Annotated in this window: 21 protein-coding genes and 1 pseudogene; 9 read left to right on the top strand and 13 right to left on the bottom strand. The window is 68.3% G+C overall.

What is annotated here, in order from left to right:
- Position 1 precedes the first annotated feature (1 nt).
- The 6 genes from MBA17_RS30710 to MBA17_RS30680 all read left to right on the top strand — a co-directional run bounded on the left by MBA17_RS30710 (position 2) and on the right by MBA17_RS30680 (position 6,837).
- Positions 2-361 carry a cupin domain-containing protein gene (locus MBA17_RS30710; RefSeq protein ID WP_238500234.1) on the top strand — a complete coding sequence of 120 codons (360 nt, stop codon included), beginning with the start codon at positions 2-4 and terminating at the stop codon, positions 359-361.
- A 128-nt stretch (positions 362-489) separates the two neighbouring features.
- A complete protein-coding gene (locus MBA17_RS30705) occupies positions 490-1,545 on the top strand; it encodes a BMP family ABC transporter substrate-binding protein (protein ID WP_238500233.1) in 1,056 nt (351 codons plus the stop codon).
- Positions 1,502-3,685: an ATP-binding cassette domain-containing protein gene (locus MBA17_RS49755; RefSeq protein WP_455432889.1), complete on the top strand. Its 2,184-nt coding sequence runs from the start codon at positions 1,502-1,504 to the stop codon at positions 3,683-3,685. Before MBA17_RS30705 ends, MBA17_RS49755 begins: the two co-directional genes overlap by 44 nt.
- On the top strand, positions 3,682-4,785 hold the full coding sequence (locus MBA17_RS30690) for an ABC transporter permease (protein WP_238500232.1): 1,104 nt from the start codon (positions 3,682-3,684) through the stop codon (positions 4,783-4,785). The genes MBA17_RS49755 and MBA17_RS30690 overlap by 4 nt, the downstream gene beginning before the upstream one ends.
- A gap of 5 nt (positions 4,786-4,790) precedes the next feature.
- A complete protein-coding gene (locus MBA17_RS30685) occupies positions 4,791-5,690 on the top strand; it encodes an ABC transporter permease (protein ID WP_238500231.1) in 900 nt (299 codons plus the stop codon).
- A 115-nt stretch (positions 5,691-5,805) separates the two neighbouring features.
- Entirely contained in the window at positions 5,806-6,837 is a 1,032-nt protein-coding gene (locus MBA17_RS30680) for a zinc-binding dehydrogenase (RefSeq protein WP_238500230.1), read from the top strand.
- Between the two features lie 95 nt (positions 6,838-6,932).
- Here MBA17_RS30680 and MBA17_RS30675 read toward each other — a convergent pair whose 3' ends face one another.
- The 10 genes from MBA17_RS30675 to MBA17_RS30635 all read right to left on the bottom strand — a co-directional run bounded on the left by MBA17_RS30675 (position 6,933) and on the right by MBA17_RS30635 (position 14,181).
- On the bottom strand, positions 6,933-8,147 hold the full coding sequence (locus MBA17_RS30675) for a cytochrome P450 (protein WP_238500229.1): 1,215 nt from the start codon (positions 8,145-8,147) through the stop codon (positions 6,933-6,935).
- A 73-nt stretch (positions 8,148-8,220) separates the two neighbouring features.
- Positions 8,221-8,409 carry a hypothetical protein gene (locus tag MBA17_RS30670; protein ID WP_238500228.1) on the bottom strand — a complete coding sequence of 63 codons (189 nt, stop codon included), beginning with the start codon at positions 8,407-8,409 and terminating at the stop codon, positions 8,221-8,223.
- 557 nt (positions 8,410-8,966) lie between these two features.
- Positions 8,967-9,089: a hypothetical protein gene (locus MBA17_RS49750; RefSeq protein ID WP_274386208.1), complete on the bottom strand. Its 123-nt coding sequence runs from the start codon at positions 9,087-9,089 to the stop codon at positions 8,967-8,969.
- A 189-nt stretch (positions 9,090-9,278) separates the two neighbouring features.
- Positions 9,279-9,683 carry a VOC family protein gene (locus MBA17_RS30665; RefSeq protein WP_238500227.1) on the bottom strand — a complete coding sequence of 135 codons (405 nt, stop codon included), beginning with the start codon at positions 9,681-9,683 and terminating at the stop codon, positions 9,279-9,281.
- 56 nt (positions 9,684-9,739) lie between these two features.
- Positions 9,740-10,927, bottom strand: coding sequence for a methyltransferase domain-containing protein (locus tag MBA17_RS30660; protein ID WP_238500226.1), 1,188 nt, complete (start codon positions 10,925-10,927; stop codon positions 9,740-9,742).
- Positions 10,928-11,174: 247 nt separating this feature from the next.
- A complete protein-coding gene (locus tag MBA17_RS30655) occupies positions 11,175-11,567 on the bottom strand; it encodes a hypothetical protein (RefSeq protein WP_238500225.1) in 393 nt (130 codons plus the stop codon).
- A gap of 290 nt (positions 11,568-11,857) precedes the next feature.
- Entirely contained in the window at positions 11,858-12,061 is a 204-nt protein-coding gene (locus tag MBA17_RS30650) for a hypothetical protein (protein WP_238500224.1), read from the bottom strand.
- A gap of 92 nt (positions 12,062-12,153) precedes the next feature.
- Entirely contained in the window at positions 12,154-12,489 is a 336-nt protein-coding gene (locus tag MBA17_RS30645) for a hypothetical protein (protein ID WP_238500223.1), read from the bottom strand.
- A complete protein-coding gene (locus tag MBA17_RS30640; protein ID WP_238500222.1) occupies positions 12,486-12,713 on the bottom strand; it encodes a hypothetical protein in 228 nt (75 codons plus the stop codon). The genes MBA17_RS30645 and MBA17_RS30640 overlap by 4 nt, the downstream gene beginning before the upstream one ends.
- Before the next feature lie 301 nt (positions 12,714-13,014).
- Positions 13,015-14,181, bottom strand: a complete 1,167-nt coding sequence (locus MBA17_RS30635; protein ID WP_274386206.1) for a helix-turn-helix domain-containing protein — start codon at positions 14,179-14,181, stop codon at positions 13,015-13,017.
- A 499-nt stretch (positions 14,182-14,680) separates the two neighbouring features.
- On the opposite strand from MBA17_RS30635, the gene MBA17_RS30630 reads away from it, so the two are divergent.
- The 3 genes from MBA17_RS30630 to MBA17_RS30620 are packed head-to-tail and all read left to right on the top strand — an operon-like array spanning position 14,681 to position 16,388.
- Complete coding sequence (locus MBA17_RS30630; protein ID WP_238500220.1) at positions 14,681-15,298, top strand: DUF2975 domain-containing protein; 618 nt, start codon at positions 14,681-14,683, stop codon at positions 15,296-15,298.
- On the top strand, positions 15,298-15,549 hold the full coding sequence (locus MBA17_RS30625) for a helix-turn-helix domain-containing protein (protein ID WP_238500219.1): 252 nt from the start codon (positions 15,298-15,300) through the stop codon (positions 15,547-15,549). Before MBA17_RS30630 ends, MBA17_RS30625 begins: the two co-directional genes overlap by 1 nt.
- Complete coding sequence (locus MBA17_RS30620; protein ID WP_238500218.1) at positions 15,546-16,388, top strand: S1 family peptidase; 843 nt, start codon at positions 15,546-15,548, stop codon at positions 16,386-16,388. Before MBA17_RS30625 ends, MBA17_RS30620 begins: the two co-directional genes overlap by 4 nt.
- A 70-nt stretch (positions 16,389-16,458) precedes the next feature.
- Here the strand turns inward: MBA17_RS30620 and MBA17_RS30615 are convergent, their stop codons facing one another.
- From MBA17_RS30615 to MBA17_RS30605, 3 genes and pseudogenes are all read right to left on the bottom strand, one after another.
- Entirely contained in the window at positions 16,459-16,863 is a 405-nt protein-coding gene (locus tag MBA17_RS30615; RefSeq protein ID WP_238500217.1) for an RICIN domain-containing protein, read from the bottom strand.
- A gap of 307 nt (positions 16,864-17,170) precedes the next feature.
- A pseudogene (locus tag MBA17_RS30610) lies at positions 17,171-17,375 on the bottom strand (transposase); the annotation flags it as partial.
- A gap of 288 nt (positions 17,376-17,663) precedes the next feature.
- Positions 17,664-19,151: an aldehyde dehydrogenase family protein gene (locus MBA17_RS30605; protein ID WP_238500216.1), complete on the bottom strand. Its 1,488-nt coding sequence runs from the start codon at positions 19,149-19,151 to the stop codon at positions 17,664-17,666.
- Between the last annotated feature and the right edge of the window lie 9 nt (positions 19,152-19,160).

The following is a 19,160-nucleotide window of genomic DNA, read 5'->3' as shown; positions in this document are numbered from 1 at the left end:
CATGACAGATCACGTGTGGCGTTTCGAGGACGTCTCCGCCTTCAAGGAAATTAAGCCGGGCTTCAAGCGTCGCATTTATACCGGCGACGGCCTGATGCTCACGTTTTGGCGGATCCGTGAAGGCGCCGGCCCCACGCCATACGATTGCCACCCCGACAACGAGCAGTTCGGCATGATCATTAAAGGTCAGCTCGACTTCCGCATCGGATCGGACGAACGCCGTCTGCTGAAGCCGGGCGACGTTTACTGGGCTCCCAAGGGGTTCATGCACGGTGACAGCCAGTTCATCGGTGATCCTGAACATGGAGAAACGTGGATTCTCGACATCTTCACTCCTCCCCGTGAGGACTACAGGGAGTAATCCATGTCTCTTGGCGGAGTGACGCAGGGCTGTCTCGAGGTCGAGGCCTGCCATGGCGGCAACATCCCGAATATCCAGTCCCGAGTCGCACAAGGACTGACCCCCCCTGTCCTTTGGAAGGCAACGCGATGAACACCTCAGCACGGGCCACCCTCGCGATCGTGATCGCGCCGGCGCTGCTGCTCACCGCCTGCGGCGGGAGCGAGACCGCGGACACCGGTACCGCGGCCAAGACGGCAGTCAAGGCCCAGCCCGACGTCAACGGAGACGGCAAGGTCGTCATCGGGGTACTCAGCCCCGGTGACACGCACGACAACGGCTATTACCAGACCTTTGTGGACAAGGCGCAAACCATCGCCAGGTCCAACGGCTGGGAGATGCGGACCATCGACCAGCTCAAGCCCAACGAGGTGCTCAACCAGGCGCGCAACCTCTGCCGCCAGCGAGTCGACCTGATCGCCGTCGGCGCCCAGGAACTGAAGGACGCCCTCACCGCCGCCGCGGAGCCCCAGTGCAAGGAGACGAACTGGTACGTCAACGGCGGCGGCGGCGTCGAGCAGACCAAGTACTTCAGCCAGTCGGTGGACAAGGTCAACCAGACCCTCTACTCGGCGGGTTACGCCGCCGGACTGGTGCTTGAGAAGTCGAATGGCACGAAGGCCGGTTACATCACCGGCCCCGAGGCGGACTTCTCCATCCAGGCCGCCAAGGCGTTCAAGGCCGGCATCCAGGACGTCGTGCCGAAGGCGGAGGTGCTCACCACCTTCACCGGCGACTTCAACGACTCGGCCAAGGCCAAGGAGGCGTTCGAGGCGCAGAAGGCCAAGGGCATCAAGGTCGTCTACCCCTACCTGGGCGGTGCCACCGACGCCGTCACCCAGGAGGCCAACAAGGCCAAGATCCCGTCGATGACCCCGGGCACCGACCGGTGCGAGGACACGGTGACGAAGTACGACATCTCCGTCATCTTCGACCCGGGAGAGTTCTTCGCCCAGTCCCTTCAGGACTTCCAGAAGGGCGAGATGAAGATGGGTGTGACGCGGGAGTTCATCATCGGCAAGGACCCGGTGCCCACGGTCAAGCTCTGCAAGTCGGAGGACGACCAGCAGTCCCGGCTGGACAAGGTTATGAAGGACATTGGTGACGGAAAGTTCGATGTCGATGCGGCTGTCGACGGAAAATAGCGACACAGGCGGGACCGCGACCAACCTGGTCGCGGTCCCCGCGGTCGAGCTGACCGACATCGCCAAGCGGTTCGGCTCGGTCGTCGCCTGTGACGACGTGTGCCTGAGCGTTCAGCGAGGCGAGATCCACGGTCTGCTCGGCCAGAACGGCGCGGGCAAGAGCACCCTGATGAAGATCCTGACCGGGCTGGTCGCGCCCGACTCGGGACGGATCGCCATCGACGGCGAGCACGTCGAGATCTCCGACCCGCTCGTCGCCGCCAAGCTCGGCATCTCCATGGTCCACCAGCACTTCAGCCTCGTCGGCCGGATGCGCGTGTGGGAGAACGTGACCCTGGGCGAACGCGGCCGGGTCGACCGCGACGGCGCCCGGCGGGTCGTCCGCGAGGTGGGCGACAGATACGGCCTCACCGTCGATCCCGACGCCGTCGTGGAGGACCTGACGACCGGCGAACGCCAGCGCGTCGAACTGGTCAAGTGCCTGCGGCGCGACCCCGACCTGCTCATCCTGGACGAACCCACCTCGGTGCTCACCCTCGCCGAGTCCCGTGAGTTGTTCTCCGTGCTCAGACACGTGACCCAGGACGAGAACAAGACCGTCATCCTGATCAGCCACAAACTCGACGAGATCCTGCACGCCACCGACCGGGTGACGATCATGCGCAGCGGCGCCGTCGTGGCACGCAAGGACACCGCCCACACCGACGTACGCGAACTCGCCCGCGAGATGGTCGGCCGCGAGCTGTCCAAGTGGACCGCCGCCACCGCCGTCGGCACCCTCGACTCCCTGACCACCCCCACCTCGGACCCCACCGACCAGGACCTCGCCGCCCAGGACCTCGCCGCCCAGGACGCTGCCGCCCAGGACGCTGCCGCCCAGGACCTCGCCGCCCAGGACCTCGCCGCCCAAGACCTCGCCGCCCAAGACTCTGCCGGCCAGGACTCTGCCGACCAGGACCTCGCGGAACCGGACGCCAAGGAACCGGCCCTCACCAAAACGAACACCGAGGAACCGGCCGCCACAGAACCGGACGCCGAACAGCAGGACGCCGCAGAACCCGACACCGCAGACCAGAACCCTGCGGAACCGGACCCTGCCGAACCCGCCGCCGAGGAACCCGACACCGCGACACCGGTCACCATCGAGAACACCACAGACCAGAACCCAGCCGAACCCGAACCTGCCGAACCCACCACCGAGGAACCCGACACCGAACACCAGGGCACCGCAGAAGACTCCGCAGACCCGGACCCTGCCGAACCCGAGGCTGCAGAGCCCGAGGCCGCAGAGCCCGAGGCCGCAGAGCCCGAGGCCGCCGAACCAGAGGCCGCCGAACCCGCCGCAGGAGAGCCCGACACCGCGACACCGGTCACCGCCGAGCGGGAACAGCCCCAAGAGGTACGGCTGAGCATCAAGGACGCCCACGCCACCGGGCGCGACGGCCGTCCCCTGCTGCGCGGGCTGTCCCTGGAGGTGCGGGCCGGCGAGATCCTCGGCCTGGCCGGCGTCGAGGGCAACGGCCAGGCGGCGCTCGGCGACCTGCTGTCCAGCCTGATCGAGCTCGACAGCGGCACCGTGCAGGTGTGCGGCACCACGGTGAAGGCGGGCCGCCCGGGAGCCATGCACGCGGCCGGCGTCGGGGTGGTGCCGGAGGACCGGCACGTGTCAGGCTGCGTCCTGGACATGACCGTGGCCGAGAACCTGGTCATGGCCGACATCGGCGAGGTCTCGCGCGGCTCCTTCGTCAATCCCCGCAGGCTGCGCGCCCGCGCCGGCACACTCATCGAGGAGTTCGACATCGCGGTGCCCGGCCCCGACACGCCCATGCGGCTGCTGTCCGGCGGCAACCAGCAGAAGGTGGTGCTGGCCCGCGAGCTCGCGGCCCGCCCGAAGGTCCTCGTCGTCGCCCAGCCCACCCGCGGCCTGGACGTCGGGGCCATCGAGTACATGACCGAACGGATCTATCAGGCCGCCCGGTCCGGGATCGCGATCCTGCTGATCTCCACCGAGCTGGAGGAGATCCTCACGTTGTCCCACCGGGTCGCGGTGATCCACCGTGGCGCGATCGTCGGCGAGATGGCACGCGCCGAGGTCGATCCGGAGCGACTCGGCATGATGATGGGCGGTCAGGCCGCATGACCTCACTGGCGACCCGGCTGCCCGCCATGTTCCGGCTGTCCAGCCTGGGCACCCTGCTCCTCTACGTCGCCTCCTTCGCGGTCGCGCTGACCCTGGCCACCACCTTGGTCACGTTGAGCGGGCACTCGATGTCCGACACCGTGCTCGCCCTCTACCAGGGCAGCCTCGAAGGCGGCGCCTCGATCGGCCTGACCATCGACCAGGCCGCGCCGCTGCTGATGGTCGCCATCGGCGCGATCATCTGCGCCAGGGCCGGGATCTTCAACATCGGCCAGGAGGGCCAGGTCCTCATCGGCGGCATGACGGGCGCGGCCGTCGGGCTGTTCCTGCCGGGGCCGGGCTGGCTGGTCCTGCTGCTGACCCTGGTGGGCGCGGCACTGGGCGGCGCGCTGTGGGCCGGGGTGCCCGCCGCGCTGTTCTACTGGCGCAAGGTCGACGTGGTGATCAGCACGCTGCTGATGGTCTTCGTCGCCACCCAGCTCGCCTTCTTCGCCGTCAACCGCGACTACCTGCTGCAGGAGTCCGGGACCGGGGGGACCGTCCTCTCCTCGCAGTCGGACCTCATTCCCGAAGCCGTGCAGCTTCCCCGGCTGGGCGAGTACCCCGACCTCAACGTGAGCCTCTACGTCTTCATCGTGCTCGGGTTCACGCTGGCGGTCACCCTGCTGCTGCGTTACAGCAGGTGGGGCTTCCGCCTGCGGATGCTCGGCCACAACCCGATCGCGGCGCGCAGGAACGGCGTGCGGGCCGGGGCGCTCGGCGGCGGCGCGCTGCTGTTGTCCGGCGGCTTCGCCGGGCTGGCCGGCGGCATGATGCTGACCGGCAGCGTCTTCCGCTTCCAGCCCGGCCTGGCGGACAACGTGGGCTGGGAAGGGCTGCTCGTGGCGCTCGTCGCCCGCAACCACCCGCTGCTCGCGATCCCGGTCGCCGTGTTCTTCGGCGCGCTGCGGGCCGGCGGCGGCTTCCTCGCCTCGACGGGCGTCCCGCGTTACCTGGTGTCGATCGTTACCGCCCTGCTGGTGCTCGCCGCCGTGTTCCCCGCGGCGTACGCCGAGATACGCAGGCGTCGCAGGCCCGCCACTGCCGTGGCGGGAGGGTAGGAACCGTGGAGAACATCGAACTGATGCTGGCCAGTGCCATCCGGCTGGCCATCCCGATGGCGTTCGCCGCGCTCGGCGAGTGGATCGCCGAGCGGGCGGGCACCCTGAACATCTCGGTCGAGGCCATGATGCTGGGCGGCGCGTTCAGTGCCGTCATGGGCGCGTCCGTCACCGGTTCGGCCGAGGTCGGCCTGTTGTGCGGCATCGCGGCCGGGCTGCTTATCGCCTTCATCCACGCCTGCTTCAGCCACCGGCTGACCGTCAACACCTACGTGGTCGGCCTCACCCTGAACGTGCTGGTGCTCGGCCTCACCAGCTTCCTGCTGGTCAGGACCGTACCGATCCAGACTGAGAAGCTGACGATTCCCGTGCTGGCGGACCTGCCGGTGATCGGGCCCGCCCTGTTCGACCAGCGCTGGCCCGCATACCTGCTGATCCTGCTGATCCCCCTGGGCTACTGGCTGGTTCACCGCAGCCGGTGGGGGCTGGAGGCGCGCGCGTCGGGCGAGAGCCCGCAGTCGGCGGACGTCACCGGCATCGACGTCAACAAGCGCAGGCGGCAGGCGCTGATGATCTGCGGCGTGCTCGCCGGTCTGGGCGGCGCCCACCTCGCGATCGCCGAGGTCGGCACGTTCAACCAGAACATGACCGCCGGACGCGGCTACCTGGTCATCGCGGCGGTCATCTTCGGCGGCTGGACGCTGCGTGGCACCCTGGCCGGGGTGCTGGTCTTCGGCGCCGCGGACGCCATGCGCCTGGCCCTTCCCGCGCTCGGCTACGAGCTCAACCCGCAACTCCTGATCGCCACGCCGTACCTGCTCGCGTTGCTCGCGATGACCTTCTTCGCCAAGACCCATCGCGGGCCCGGCGCGCTCGGCGCCCCCTTCGTCCGGGGGATCACGTGACGTCCGCCCCCGCTTCGCGACCCGACGCACCGACACATCAGGAGCCCGACATGCGGAACCGCTCCGCGTTCTCTTCCCCCCAGGCAGGACCGGGCCTCCACGTTGCGGGTGTTCGGTGAGAGCGACGCATCACATCGTGCACGGAGGTCCCGAGGTCCTGCGGCCGGTGTCGATGCCGGACCCGGTCTGCGGGCCGCGGGAGATCCTGGTCTCGGTGCGGGCCGCGGCGGTCAACCGGCTCGACGCGCTCCAGCGGCGCGGCCCCGGGCTGCTTCCCGGGTTCACCCTGCCGCACGTGCCGGGCACGGACGTGGCGGGCGTCGTGGTGACCGTCGGCTCGTCGGTCACCACCCGCGCCGCCGGCGACCGCGTGGTGCTCGACCCCTCCCTCCACTGCGGCACCTGTACGGCGTGCGCGAGCGGCGACTCGGCCTACTGCACCGGGATGCGCGTCATCGGCGCCTCCCGGCAGGGCGGTTACGCGGAACTGGTGACCGTGCCGGAGACGCACGCCCACCTGGTTCCCGACCACATCTCCCTGGAGGAGGCGGCGGCCGTGCCGACGGTCTACGGGATGGCGTGGCAGGCGCTCGTGGTCCGCGGCGCGCTGCGCGCGGGTGAGACCCTGCTGGTGCACGGCGCGGGCAGCGGGATCACGCTCGCCGCCGTGCAGCTCGCCCGGCGGCTCGGAGCCAGGACCATCGTCACCTCCGCGTCGGAGGAGAAGCTGGCCAGGGCGGCGAAACTCGGCGCCGACGTGACGGTCAACCACGCCACGGCCGACCTGCCCGCCCGGGTCCGCGAGGCCACCGACGGGCGCGGCGCCGACATCGTGTTCGACCACGTCGGCCCCGCCCTCTTCCAGTCGTCCCTGTCGTCGTTGCGGGTACGCGGCCGGATGGTGTTCTGCGGCAACACCACCGGCATGACGGCGTCCTTCAACCTGGTGGACGCCTATCACCGGGCCCTCACGCTGATCGGCTCCGAGTCCCACGGCCACACCGCGTTCGGCGAGATGCTCCAGTGGTACTGGTCAGCGGGCTGCGAGCCGGTGACCGACTCGGTCTTCCCGCTCGCCGAGGCCGCCCGGGCCCACGAGCGGCTGGAGAGCGGCGAGGCGTTCGGCAAGATCCTGCTGCTCCCCTGACCCTCCGCCCGGCACCGGCTTCACGACCGCCCTCGCCACCCTCGACCGCACCCGCATCACCATCGCCGCCCAGGCTCGCTCCCTCGGAGCACGGTTCACCAGGCCAGCCGTACGGCCTCCGGGTGGCGCAGGTCGAGGACGGGGCGGTAGGTGACCGGCTCGGCCAGCCGCAGACCGGGCAGCCGGGTGGTCAGCGTCTCCAGGGTGATCTCAAGCTGCCTGCGCGCCAGCCCCGCGCCCACGCAGTAGTGCACACCCCGGCCGAAGCTGAGGTGCCGGGTCGGTTCCCGCGCGACGTCGAACTCGGCCGCCCGGTCGAACCGGGCAGGGTCCCGGTTGGCCGCGGTGTAGCGCAGCGCCACCCTGGCCCCGCTGGGCAGATCGACACCGCCGAGCTTGGTCTCCCTGGTCGTCTCCCGGTAGAGGCCGCTGGCCGGCGTGCCGTACCGAAGGATCTCCTCCACCGCTCTGGGGATCAACGCGGGCGTCGCGCACAGCCGCTCCCACTGCTCCCTGTGGGTGAGCAGCAGCACCATCGCCATGCCCATCAGCGGCACGGTGGTGATGTGCCCGGCGATCACGAGCTGCACCAGGTTGGCGACGATCCGGCCCTCGTCCTCCGGGCTGAGGCGCGCCGACCCGTCGGTGCTGAGCGCGACCACCTCGCTGATCGCGTCGGATCGCGGGTGCGCGTGCCGTTCCCGCACCATCCCGCCGAGCAGCCGCTGCAGCCGGACCCCCGCCCGCGCCGCCTCGATCTCCTCGTCCGGCGTGAGGTACGCCGCCTGCAGCACGGTGAACGCGATCAGCGAGGAGTACGCCTCCCGGGACTGCTCGGCGTCGAACCCGCACAGCCGCCCGATCGTACGGCACGGCAACGGCACGGCGTACCGCTCCATGAACTCGACCTCGCCGTCCGCCGCGAACCCGTCGATCAGCTCCGCCGCCTGCTCCTCGATGTACGGGTCGAGCAACGCCACCCGATCCGCCTTCAGCACCTGCGCGATCGGCGCCCGCAACCGCGAGTGCACCTCGCCGTCCGACTGGATCAGATCCGGATACTGAGGGTAACCACGCTGAAGCTCCCGCACCGCCGCCTCACTCAGCGGCACCGCATCCGCGAACGGATGCGCCGACGAGAACGTCTCCGGGTCACGCAGGACCTGGACCAGATCGTCGTACCGCGTCGCCACCCACGCCCCGACGGCCGGCGAGTAGAAAAGCGGCTCCTCATCCCTGGCTCGGTCGTACATCGGATAGGGGTCGAGCAGGTGAATCCCGAGCGGATCGTATATCTCACCAATCGACATTGCTCTCCTCATATCACGCCGGCTACCCAGTGATCATCCACTCTCCTCCATTACAGATCAATCCCCCGTCTTGTCAGCCGATCTCCCAAAGCGCACCGACCGGCATCGCCCGGAAACGCGGACCGAATGGAACCGTCTGACTACCGGTGTAGAGGACCAGGCCGACGAGGAAATCATCACCAACCCGGTCAGCCAAATGCCGAAGCCCACGAAAATCGTCCTCCCGGACGGTAGAAGCCGCCTTGACCTCGATCCCGACCACCTGCCCCCGGCGATTCCGCGACGTAGGAGTCGAAGAACCGAGCCCGGCGGCGTTCGTCGGGACGGGCGACCGCTTCGGGGAAATCCCCTTGTAATGCCAGATCAGAGGGGGGAACGGTCGATCCGCCGCGTGATCACTGGTCGTTCTGCCGCGTGATCACTGGTCGTTCTGCCGCACGGTCCGTGGACGTTCTGCCGCACGGTCCGTGGACGTTCTGCCGCACGGTCCGTGGACGTTCTGCCGCACGGTCCGTGGACGTTCTGCCGCACGGTCCGTGGTCGATCTGCCGCACGGTCCGTGGACGTTCTGCCGCACGGTCCGTGGTCGATCTGCCGCACGGTCGGTGGCTTGTCCCGCCATGTTGGTGCGTGTTCGTCAGATTTCCGCCGGCAGGTCTCCAGTCGCACGGGCCAGGCCGGTATTCGGACGTCGACGGCCATCCCGGCCACCATCGGCGGGTGGCGGCGGGGCCTCGCGAAACGCCTGATCGGCGGCATCGGAAACGAAGGCCGATGCCGCCGATCAGGTGGTCTATCCGCTGCCCGAAGCTCTACTCACTACTTCGTGTCGCTCTTCGGGTCGGCGTCCGCGCCGCCCGGCTTCTCCTGCTTGTCGGGATTGGGCACTGGCGGCTGATGCGGCTGGTCCTTGGGGGTCCTCGGGGCGCTGTGCTTGCCCATACCGTCATCTCCCTCTCTGAGCCAAATGCTTAGCGTAACCGTACGACTACGCATCGACTCGGGGCAAGGGCTTATTCTGAACGTTATAAACGTTCAGGAGGGCAGGTTCTGCGCGGAACCATTCCCCCCATTTCCATAATGTTGGGAGGCTGCGCACCGCCCGCCGCCACGGCGGATTTCGCCACGATGCTACAGAAGCCCGGTGTCGCCGTAGGGCTGCAACAGATCCCAGCGGTTTCCGTACAGGTCACGGAATACGGCGACGATGCCGTACGACTCATGCCGTGGCTCCTCCTCGAAGGTGACCCCGGCCGCTTTCATTCGCCCGTAATCCCGATCGAAGTCGTCGGTGTACAGGAACATGCCGACACGTCCGCCGGTCTGATCGCCCACCCGGGCGTCCTGGCCCGCGTTCACCGCACGGGCGAGGAGCAGCGCCGTCTCCCGCGCTCCCCTCGGGCGAAGGACCACCCACCGCTTCCCGTCGTCAAGCTGCAGGTCTTCGACGAGTTCGAACCCGACGACGTCAACGTAGAAGGCGATGGCCTCGTCGTAGTCACGCACGACAAGGCTCACGAGTCCGAGATGAGCCACGACCAAATCATGCCTCACCGCACCCGACCGCCTCCAACCCAGCGGTACTCCCGCGATCAGCCGATGACGTGATCGGGCGTGTCCAGCCACACCTGCCGTCCACCGGCCATGATGGTCATGCCGAATCGTGAGCGATCGGGCTCACCCCAGGCCACCCACCGGAAGTACGCGTTCACCGCCTCCTCCCACACCGGCCGATCCCCCACCTGGTACACCTCGAATTCCACGGCGTCCCGGCGCCAGGTCGCCAGCGCCCACCGGGAAGGGGCGCCGGGATCGGACACCCACAGGCGGTATACCCCCTCGTCCTCATAACGACGGCCAAGCGAGTGCAGGCCGGTCAGTGCCGATATCGCCAGGTCGGCCCCCGCCGGGGCGAAGGCGATGGCGCGCGGGTCGACCGGAGTGGTGAAGCGGCGCTCATCGTCAGGGCTGCGAGCCGGCTCGTCCTCGGGCACCCGTTGAGAGCGCATCAACATGTAGGAGGCGAACCCCGGGAACCGGCCGTGGGCCGTGCCGTCCGGCCCGACGACGAGCCGCAGCGCGTGGTTCGTCCCGAACCCCGGACAGTACGGCAGGACGATCACTCCGCCGGGACGGGTCTGCTCCACCCATGCGTACGGCACGCACCGCACCCCGCAGGTGACGTGCACCCGATCGTACGACGGCACCTCGGAACAGCCGGCCGCGCCGTCGCCGATGATCAGGCGTGGCTGCATGCCGACGGCGGCCAGGTTCTTGGCGGCCTGTTCGGCGACGATGGGATCGACCTCGATCGAGGTGACGTTGCCCTCCCCCACCGGGGTGCCCTCCCCCACCAGGTGGGACAGCAGAGCCGCCGTCCAGCCGGTGCCGGTGCCGATCTCCAGCACACGGTGGCCGGGGGCGGGGTCGAGAAGCTCCAGCAGATCGGCCACGGTGCTGGGCGCGGACGCCGAGGACGTGTAGTCGGCCCCCCGCCCCAGGTCCACGCCGCCGTTCTGGTCCACCACGTCACGGAGGACGGTCGCACCGTCGTCGAGCTGGGTGACGATCGAGGTGTCGGTGTAGACCGCCCGCCACCAGGCGTCGGGGGCCGCGTCTCGGTCGATCAGGTGAGCCGGCTCGCCGACGGGAAAGGCCAGCCCCACGGGCGGGATGAACAGGTGACGCGGCACCGCGCGAAGCACGTGCTTGACTGGATCACCGATGTCGCCCAGGTCGCCGATCAGCCGCTCGATCCGCTCCGCAGCGCCGTAGTGCACTATTTCTTGCCGCCATTCGGGTCAGCGTGCGCGCCACCCGGCTTCCTGTTCGTGTCCGGCTCGGGCTTCGGCGGCCTGAGCGGCATGTCCTTCGGACTCTTCGGGTCCTTATGCTTGCCCATTATGCCGATCTCCTCACCTCACGCGAATACTCACCGCGACTGTACGGCTCCCGAATAAACCGAGCAAGACTTTCAGCGAACTCACCGCATTCGCACTGCAAGACGAAACATTCGACCCGCTTCCATTATGCGATGGCCACCATATGCGAGCAAAGATTCGCGCCCTGGCGGAAGCTGGTGCACATGGACAGGCGCATCACCGTCTCCGACCGTCCAATGGCGGCATAGAAGGCGGGTGACAGCAGTTGGTTCTCCACCTGGTGCTTGATGACCATGGGAGAATCTCGAAAGTGTTGAGCGAGTTTATCGAGATCGTCCTGGATCGCCGCGTCAGGCGATGTTTCGAGAAGATCCTTTATCCCATCGGCCGGCGCGAGGAGTCCAGCCGAAAACGCACGTTCCGTCTTCTGTCGATCCGTATATGCGGTCGTCACGAGAAAGAGTGGCTCGGTCTGCCAGATGTAATGCCAGAGCGTACGGCACAGCGTGAAAACGTCGCGATCCATCGGGTCTGTCATGGTCCATCATGACCACCGGGCCCTTTTCGGCCACGGCTCCGCCAACAGCCTGCAGGCCACGATTGACCATAGCCCGATCAACGCTGCCCACGTATGCTGCCACATCGAACTCATTCGTACGTCCGACCAGCAATTCACGCCGGACCGAACGAGCCTGGTTCCACCCGGTCTGCCCAGGACGGCACGGCGGCCGGGAGTAGGAGGGCCCCGCCACCCGCCGTCACCGACTGGAAATCAGCGGACGACGAAGCCCAAGCCCGGGGGCGACAGCCCCGGGCCGATCTTGAGGGCTACCCGTGAGGGCGGCGCGGATCGCGGATCAGGCTCAAGAACGCTTCCATGGCAATCGCCCGACGCACCTGGGCGGGCGACATGCCGACGCTGGCACCGAGCGCCAGAGCTTCGGGACTTGGCTGGTACTGGTGCTCGCTCGCGCGGATGTACGCGGCGATCTCCGCATCCATCAGTGTGTTTTCGTCCTGTTTGCCGTTCACGACGCCTCCATGGTCAACGGGCCAGGCGCAGCGGACCGCCATCGCGGTCAGGTGCGGCTCCTCGAAGTCGCCACTTGGCCTGCGCTGGGTGTTCACCGCAGGTCGCCGCCTTCGACGCGGATCCCGCCGGTGACGTCGTCGCGGCACAGTCGCATCAGCACCGGCGTGTACACGTAGACGGGCTGGCGGGCGAACGTGTTGAGCATCGCGGCGCGGAGTGTCCCCTTGGCGCCGGGGTCGGGCATGTCGCGCATGGCCTGGAACAGGTCGAGGGTCGCTCGGTGGCGGAAGCCGGTGACGCCCGACTGCTTCCGGCCCTGGCCATCGACGGCCTCCCACACGTACATCAGGGGCGAATCGTGGCGAGGCATCCCGAGCAGGGCGGGCGGGCCCGGCGCGGCCGGGAGGTGCTTGCCGTTGGTATTCACCGGGCAGCCACCCGGCTCGCGTCCTCAGCCGCGCGCATCTGGTCGACGAGGTCCTGAATGTCGCGTGACTCCACGATCGGCGGGCCGGGGCAGTCCCAGACGGGGACGGCGTAGAACCGTCGGGAGCCCGCGCCGTACCAGACCACCCAGTACGGCTCGATCAGGTCGAGGTGCGTGGCGGCGGCCCGGCGTTCGGCGTCGAAGCTCTGCCGCGGCACAGGCACTCGCGGTCTCCCGGTCGCGTGTCGTGCTGCCTTACTGTGTCCCATGGGTCGCACCTCCGCGTGCGATCAAGGAGCCCGCCGAGCGTTCACAGCGTCTCGGCGGGCTCCGCCAGTTCCGCACACGCGAACAGGCGGAGCGCTCAGCGCCGCATGCCGTCGCATGTCATGCGCGGAAGGCTATGGCGAGGTGTGACTCTCGCCCACGGACGTTCTGTCCGACCGGGCGACCTTTCTTCCACGCGAGTAGGACACCCCGTCCGACACAGAGAGACACGGCTCCGCCACGCTAGGACACGGCGTCCTAGGTCAGTCCGACAGATCGGGCCAAAGACCGCACCGCCGGAGACGGACGGCTCTCCAACTCCCGCACGTCCGCCACCAGAGACCGGGCAACCTCCATGTGCCGGAACCACACCGGCGACAGCGCCTGAGCCTCCTCCAGCCGCGCGGCTGCCGCACGCGGCTGTTGTGCGTCGACGTGCGCCTGAGCGAGGTCGATCAGGTGCCGCCCGTACTTGATACGCAGCAGATCCCCCGGCTCAACACGCCGGGACGCCTTGAACGCCTCGCTCGGTTCCTTCCGCATCGCGTGGACGTGGACGGCGTGCCACGCCACTTCGGACGGGCCGAAGAACGTCTGATAGGAGTCGACACGCCGCCCCACCCGCTCCGCGCCGGCCGCAGCCATCGCGAGATACTCCCGCACGTTCCGGTTGGTGGCGGTGGCGCTCCACACCGCGGTGATGAGCAAGCTTCCCCACACCGCGATGTGGTCTGCGGGGCCGCTGAACGACGGCTCGACCTGGTTAGCCACCTGCAGAGCGAGGGCTTCCGCCTCCGCGGGCCTGGCCTGATTCAGCAGTACCCAGGCGTAGGTGCGTTGCACCACGGCCCACTGCAACTGGTCGCTGCTCTCCACCGCGGCGACGATTCCTCTTTCAGCGGCGATGGCCGCCAGGTCGGTCTTGCCGAACTGCTCCATGAGCGCGGCCGTGAGCTGCCAGATCTGCGCGAGAGGCGTTGCGGCGCCGGGGCCTATGGAGCGGTGTGTCAGCCTGGCCTCTGCGATCAGGCCCGGCATGGCTGCGGTCAGCGGTCCGAACTCGCCCCGCCAGTACTGCCGCCACGCCTCGGTCACCGCCGAACCCAACTCGGGAAGCGGTGTCGGCTCGCCGTCGTCGTCGGCGTCCAGGCCGGGTAATCCGGGGAGGAGCGATGGGGAGAGGATCGCGTTACGGATGGCGAGGACGCTACCCCCGTCGCGGTCGGTGCCCAGTCGTTCGCGTTTGCCGGTGAGTTCGGTCAGGTCGACGTCGAGGGCGTTCGCGAGCTTCATCAGCGAGGTGATTCGGCACGATTGGCGGCGCCCCTGTTCCAGCTTGGAGATCAGGTCTTTCGATAGTCCAGCGCGATCCGCCAGGGCTTCCTGGCTGAGGTCGCGCTCGTTCCGGATCGCCTTTAGATGCATACCAATCGTGCTAACGTCGCCCATAGCCCTGAACCTTCCTGACGCTTAGACAACCTCAGGCTACGGCGCAGGGCTTTTCTCATGCCATGACTTGGAGACCTTGTTCCGTGGAGCACGGGACAATAGCGGCATCGTGGCTACCTCCCCGCCCACCTATATCAGCGGATAGGTGTCTGGATAGGGACATGAGGTGATTCGGGCTGGCCGATGGGGCGTCCTACACGCCACCATTCCACGCCCCACGGGAGCACCCATGGCCCACCACTACGGCCCGCCCCAGCAGCCCTACCCGTACAGGCCCGGAGGAGGCGACCCGTCCCAACCGGTTTGTGTGCGTTTCGCTGGATATGGCCGCAGGCACGGTCGACCGGATGGTCCATCAGCCTGCGCACCCTGACCGGTTTTGCCACCGCACTTCGACAAGCGCTTGCATGCCCTATCGACTATCGATATCCTCCAACCGCAGGGCTATCGATATTCGATATGGCGGAGGACTGCCATGGCAACGACGTACGACCGAACCCTGCGCGCAGCCCGCACACCTGCGGTCTTCGCGCTTCTCGTCCTGGTGACAGGCGTGATCACCAGCATGGCCCTCTACTCCCGGCAGGGGTTCTTCGGCCTGACCGGCGGTTTCGTGGTAGGGGACTCCCCCAACTTCCACAGCATCCCGATCGAGGACCTGGCCTATACCGAGGGGACCCGGCCAAGCGTCCTGGTGTCGGCAAACGATCTGAGCTACGTCGACTTCACCCCCGACACCGGCCAGTACATCTGGCAGGCACTCACCACCGCACCCAGCTTCATCGTCGCTGCCGGCGCGTTCTTCCTTGTCTGGCGGTTGTTGTGGCGGGCACGCAAGGAGGTCTTCATTCCGCAGGTGGCGCGACAGGTGCGTCTGCTCGGCTGGTGGCTCCTTGCCGGGGGCCTGCTGGCACCCCAGGCGGAAGCCTTCGCGATGATGCGCCTGATGGACAGCCTGACGGTGGATCCGGGTGTCTACCTGCTCAAGGAGATCCCGCCCGTCGTTCCGCTCGTCGGGCTCGGGCTGCTGGCACTGGCAGCCGTCCTGCGCAAGGCCGTGCGGATGCGCGATGACCTGAAAGGGCTCGTGTGATGCCACGCGCCGAAGCCGCAGTCGAAGACCAGGAGCACGCCATCACCGTCCACCTGGACCGACTGCTGGAAGATCGCGGCATGACCCTCACCGAACTGGCCGACCGCGCCCAGATCACCGTCGCCAACCTCTCCGTGCTGAAGAACGGCCGGGCGAGGGCCATCCGGTTCACCACCCTCACCAGGATCTGCGGAGTCCTGAACTGCCAACCGGGCGACGTGCTCGGCTATCACCCCAGGGAGGAACGATGAGGGCACACACCGCCTTGGCCGCCGCGGTGCTCGCGACGGTTACGGCCGTCTTCGGCACTGCGCCCCCGGCCGCCGCGATCATCGGCGGCCGGGAGGCGACCGAGAAGTACTCCTTCATGGCCACGCTGCACGATCCCGAGCACGGCCACTTCTGCGGCGCCTCGCTCATCGCGCCCCAGTGGGTGGTCACCGCCGGCCACTGCACGCCGGGGGTAACGGCCGGCCGGACCATGGTCCGGATCGGCAGCACGTCCAGGCTGGAAGGCGGATCACTGACCGGTGTCGCATCCGTGATCCTCCACCCCGGCTACACGAAAACCCGCGATCCCGAAACAGGCGATGTACGTATCACCCACGACATGGCCCTGATCAAGCTGAATCGGCCGGTCACGCAGCGCCCGATCCGGCTCCCCACCCGGACGGCGGAGCCGGGCGGCAAGGCGCGCGTCCTCGGCTGGGGGTACACCTGTCCGCCGCCTTTCACTGAAAACTGCCCCATCGGATCGCTTCCCACGATGCTCCGGGAATTGGACCACATCGTCATCCCCGACAGTCACTGCGCGCGCATCCAAGGCCGCGAAGAGGTGTGCGCCGAGGTGCCCCACCCCAAGGCCGGCGTCTGCACCCACGACTCCGGTGGCCCACTCGCCCGCAGGGCGGGCCGGCACTGGACCCTCGCGGGCGTCACCTCCCGCACCGAGAGCATGCTGCCAGGATGCGGCACGGGCAACGGCCGCGCCATATGGACCGACGTCGCGGCCTACCACACCTGGATCAGCCATTATGCTTCCGCCTTGGAATACGGGTCGAGGCCCAGCCTGGCGGCGGCCAGACAGTAGTCAGCCTCCTTATCAGGCTGTTCTTCGGTCTCTCGGACGTGGGTTGCGGAGTTTCTTCGTGATTTGAGGGTCAGCGGGGGATGAAGTACCACTTGCGTGCCGCGTGGGAGTCGCAGGTGTACTGGTTGGCGTAGATGTTGTTGGCAGTGCCGCCGCCGGCGATGCTAAGGCACTTGCTGCTGTTCCAGTTCCTGATGTGATACTTGGCGTAGCCCATGTCGACGAAGTACCAGAGGCGCGATGGGTGTCCATCGCAGGTGTACTGGTTGGCGTAGATGTTGTCGGCGGTGCCGCCGCCGGCGATGGCGAGGCACTTGCCGCTGTTGTAGTTCCTGATCCAGTAAGTGTTGTTGCCTCTGTCCACGAGGTACCAGATACGTGACGGGTGGAAGTCGCAGGTGTACTGGTTGGCGTAGATGTTGTCGGCGGTGCCGCCACCGGCGATGGCGAGGCACTTACCGCTGTTCTCGTTCACGAGCCAGATAAGGGCCCCTGCTGGCACGGGTGGTACCGAGGAGGCTGAGGCCGCCGGTGCAGACACTGCCATTCCCGCAGTCGCGGCCATCCCCGCTATGAGCACGGCGATCGTCTTGATGTGATGCTTCGCCATTTCCCATCACTTTCTCTTGTGCCTGTTTGCGCTCTCTTGGGTAGAGTTTGCCTGTCTCTGAAAATTCTCGTATGAGTAGGCCGCTACTCAATTCCGCCGGAAGAGTGGAGTCGCCTGGCTCCGAATGAGCTCTTATTGGTGCGTGTTTGAGAAGATCGTTTTTGGCGGGACTTCAGTCGCAGATGTAGCGCGGTTGGCGTCGGGCGGGTCCTCCTCGGGTGAGGCGGCGGGCCATACCGGCGATGGCCGCCCAGCGGATGATCGCCTCGGAGACGGCAGGGTCGCGTTCGTAGTCGCGGGCCAGGCGACGGCAGGCGGTCAGCCAGGCCAGCGTTCTCTCCACCCACCCAACGGCGGGATATGACGCTGAAGCCGCGCAGCGCACCGCCGCCCCAAGCGGCGCATGAACGCATTCGCTGGCTGAATCCACACGCCAGGGGCGACCGGATCCGGGTCCGCGAACACACCTGCAGCTGCCGCCCGAGGCACGGTCGACCGGACCCGGAGTGCGCCCAACGCCGACGGGCCTGCCGTACGGGCAACGACCGCAGGACGAGCGGACCGAACGGGAGCGGCGCTCTGGCCACAGCAACGGATCAGGTCGCGGGTGACCTGCTCGCCGACCCGCGGCCTGCCCACGCGTGCGGGGCAGGCCGCGGGCGTGGTCAGGAGCGGGTTTGGATGGTGATCGCCTTGAGGCGGGTGTAGGCGTCGATGCCGGTGCGGGAGTGGCCGCTGGCGCGGCGGGGTTCGCCTCGGCCGCCGTTCATGTCGGGGGTGAAGTGGCAGTTGACGTTGATCTCGCCGCAGTCGAGGGCGTCGGAGACGCGGAAGGCGCGTTCGAGGTCGCGGGTGAAGACCGTGCCGTTGAGGCCGTAGGCGGTGCCGTTGGCCAGGGAGAGGGCCTCGGCCTCGGAGGAGAAGGGGGTGACGGCGAGGACGGGGCCGAAGACCTCCTGCTGCTCGATCTCGCTGCCGGGCCGTACGCCGGCGAGCACCGTGGGCGGGACGAAGGTGGGGCGGGTGCCGCCCGCGACGGACGGCGAGCCGACCACCGTGCCGTCGCCGGCCGCGACGGCCCGGGAGACGAAGCCGCGGACCCGGTCGGCGTGCTGCTCGGTGATCAGCGGGCCGATGAAGGTGTCGGGGTCGAGGGCGTCGCCGATGGGCAGACCGGCGGCGGCCCCGGCGACCCCCTTCAGGACGTCCTCGTAGACGGACTGCTCGACGAGGAGGCGGCTGCCGGCCACGCAGACCTCGCCCATGTTGACGAAGGCCGCCATCATGGCCCAGCCGACGGCCTGGTCGAGGTCGGCGTCGGCGAAGACGATGACCGGAGACTTGCCGCCGAGCTCCAGATGGGTGGGGGTCAGGTTGCGGGCGGCCAGCTCCAGCACGCGGCGGCCGGTGTCGGTGCCGCCGGTGAGGCTGATCAGGTCGACGCGCGGGTCGGTGACGAGTTGCTCGCCGATGGTCTCGCCGGGGCCGAGCACGAGGTTGAGCACCCCGGCGGGGAGCCCGGCGCGGGTGAGGATCCGGCCCAACTCGACCAGGGAGACCACGGCCTCCTCCGGCGGCTTGGCCACGATGGAGCAGCCGGCGGCGAGGGCCATCGCGATGCGCTGGCTGCCGGTCATCAGCGGGCCGTTCCAGGGCAGCAGTTCGGCGACCACGCCGGCGGGTTCGCGCAGGCGCATGGTCAGCAGGTCCGGGCCGCCGCCGGGGAGCAGTTCGGGCGGGAAGGCGCTGCGCCGTACGTCTCCGTGCATGGTGCGGGCGACGGCCGCGGCGTAGGAGAAGGCGTTGGCGGCCTCGTAGACGTCGTTGGTGAGGGCGCCGCCGACGGCCTTGCCGGTGTCGAGGGCTTCGAGAGTGGCGAGGCGGCGGGCGTCCGCGCGGATCTCGGCGGCGACGGCGTCGAGGAGCTGGGCCTTGAGCGCGCCGGGCATCCGCCGCCACTCGCCGGCGTCGTGGCTGCGTCTGGCCGCGGCGAGCGCCCGGTCGACCTCGGCGGCGGTGGCTTCGGCGTACGACGCGGGTGACTCTCCCGTGGAGGGGTCGACCACCGGGCGGACCGGCCCTTCGCGGGTTTCGCGACCATCGATGAGCTGGGGCAGCGGGTCGGCGTCAAGCCAGGCCGGATCGTAACGCATGGGGTCAGC

The sequence above is a fragment of the Dolomitihabitans soli genome, from assembly GCF_022213955.1.
Lineage (GTDB): Bacteria > Actinomycetota > Actinomycetes > Streptosporangiales > Streptosporangiaceae > Streptosporangium_A > Streptosporangium_A soli.
This window is presented reverse-complemented; position numbering and strand designations above follow the sequence as displayed.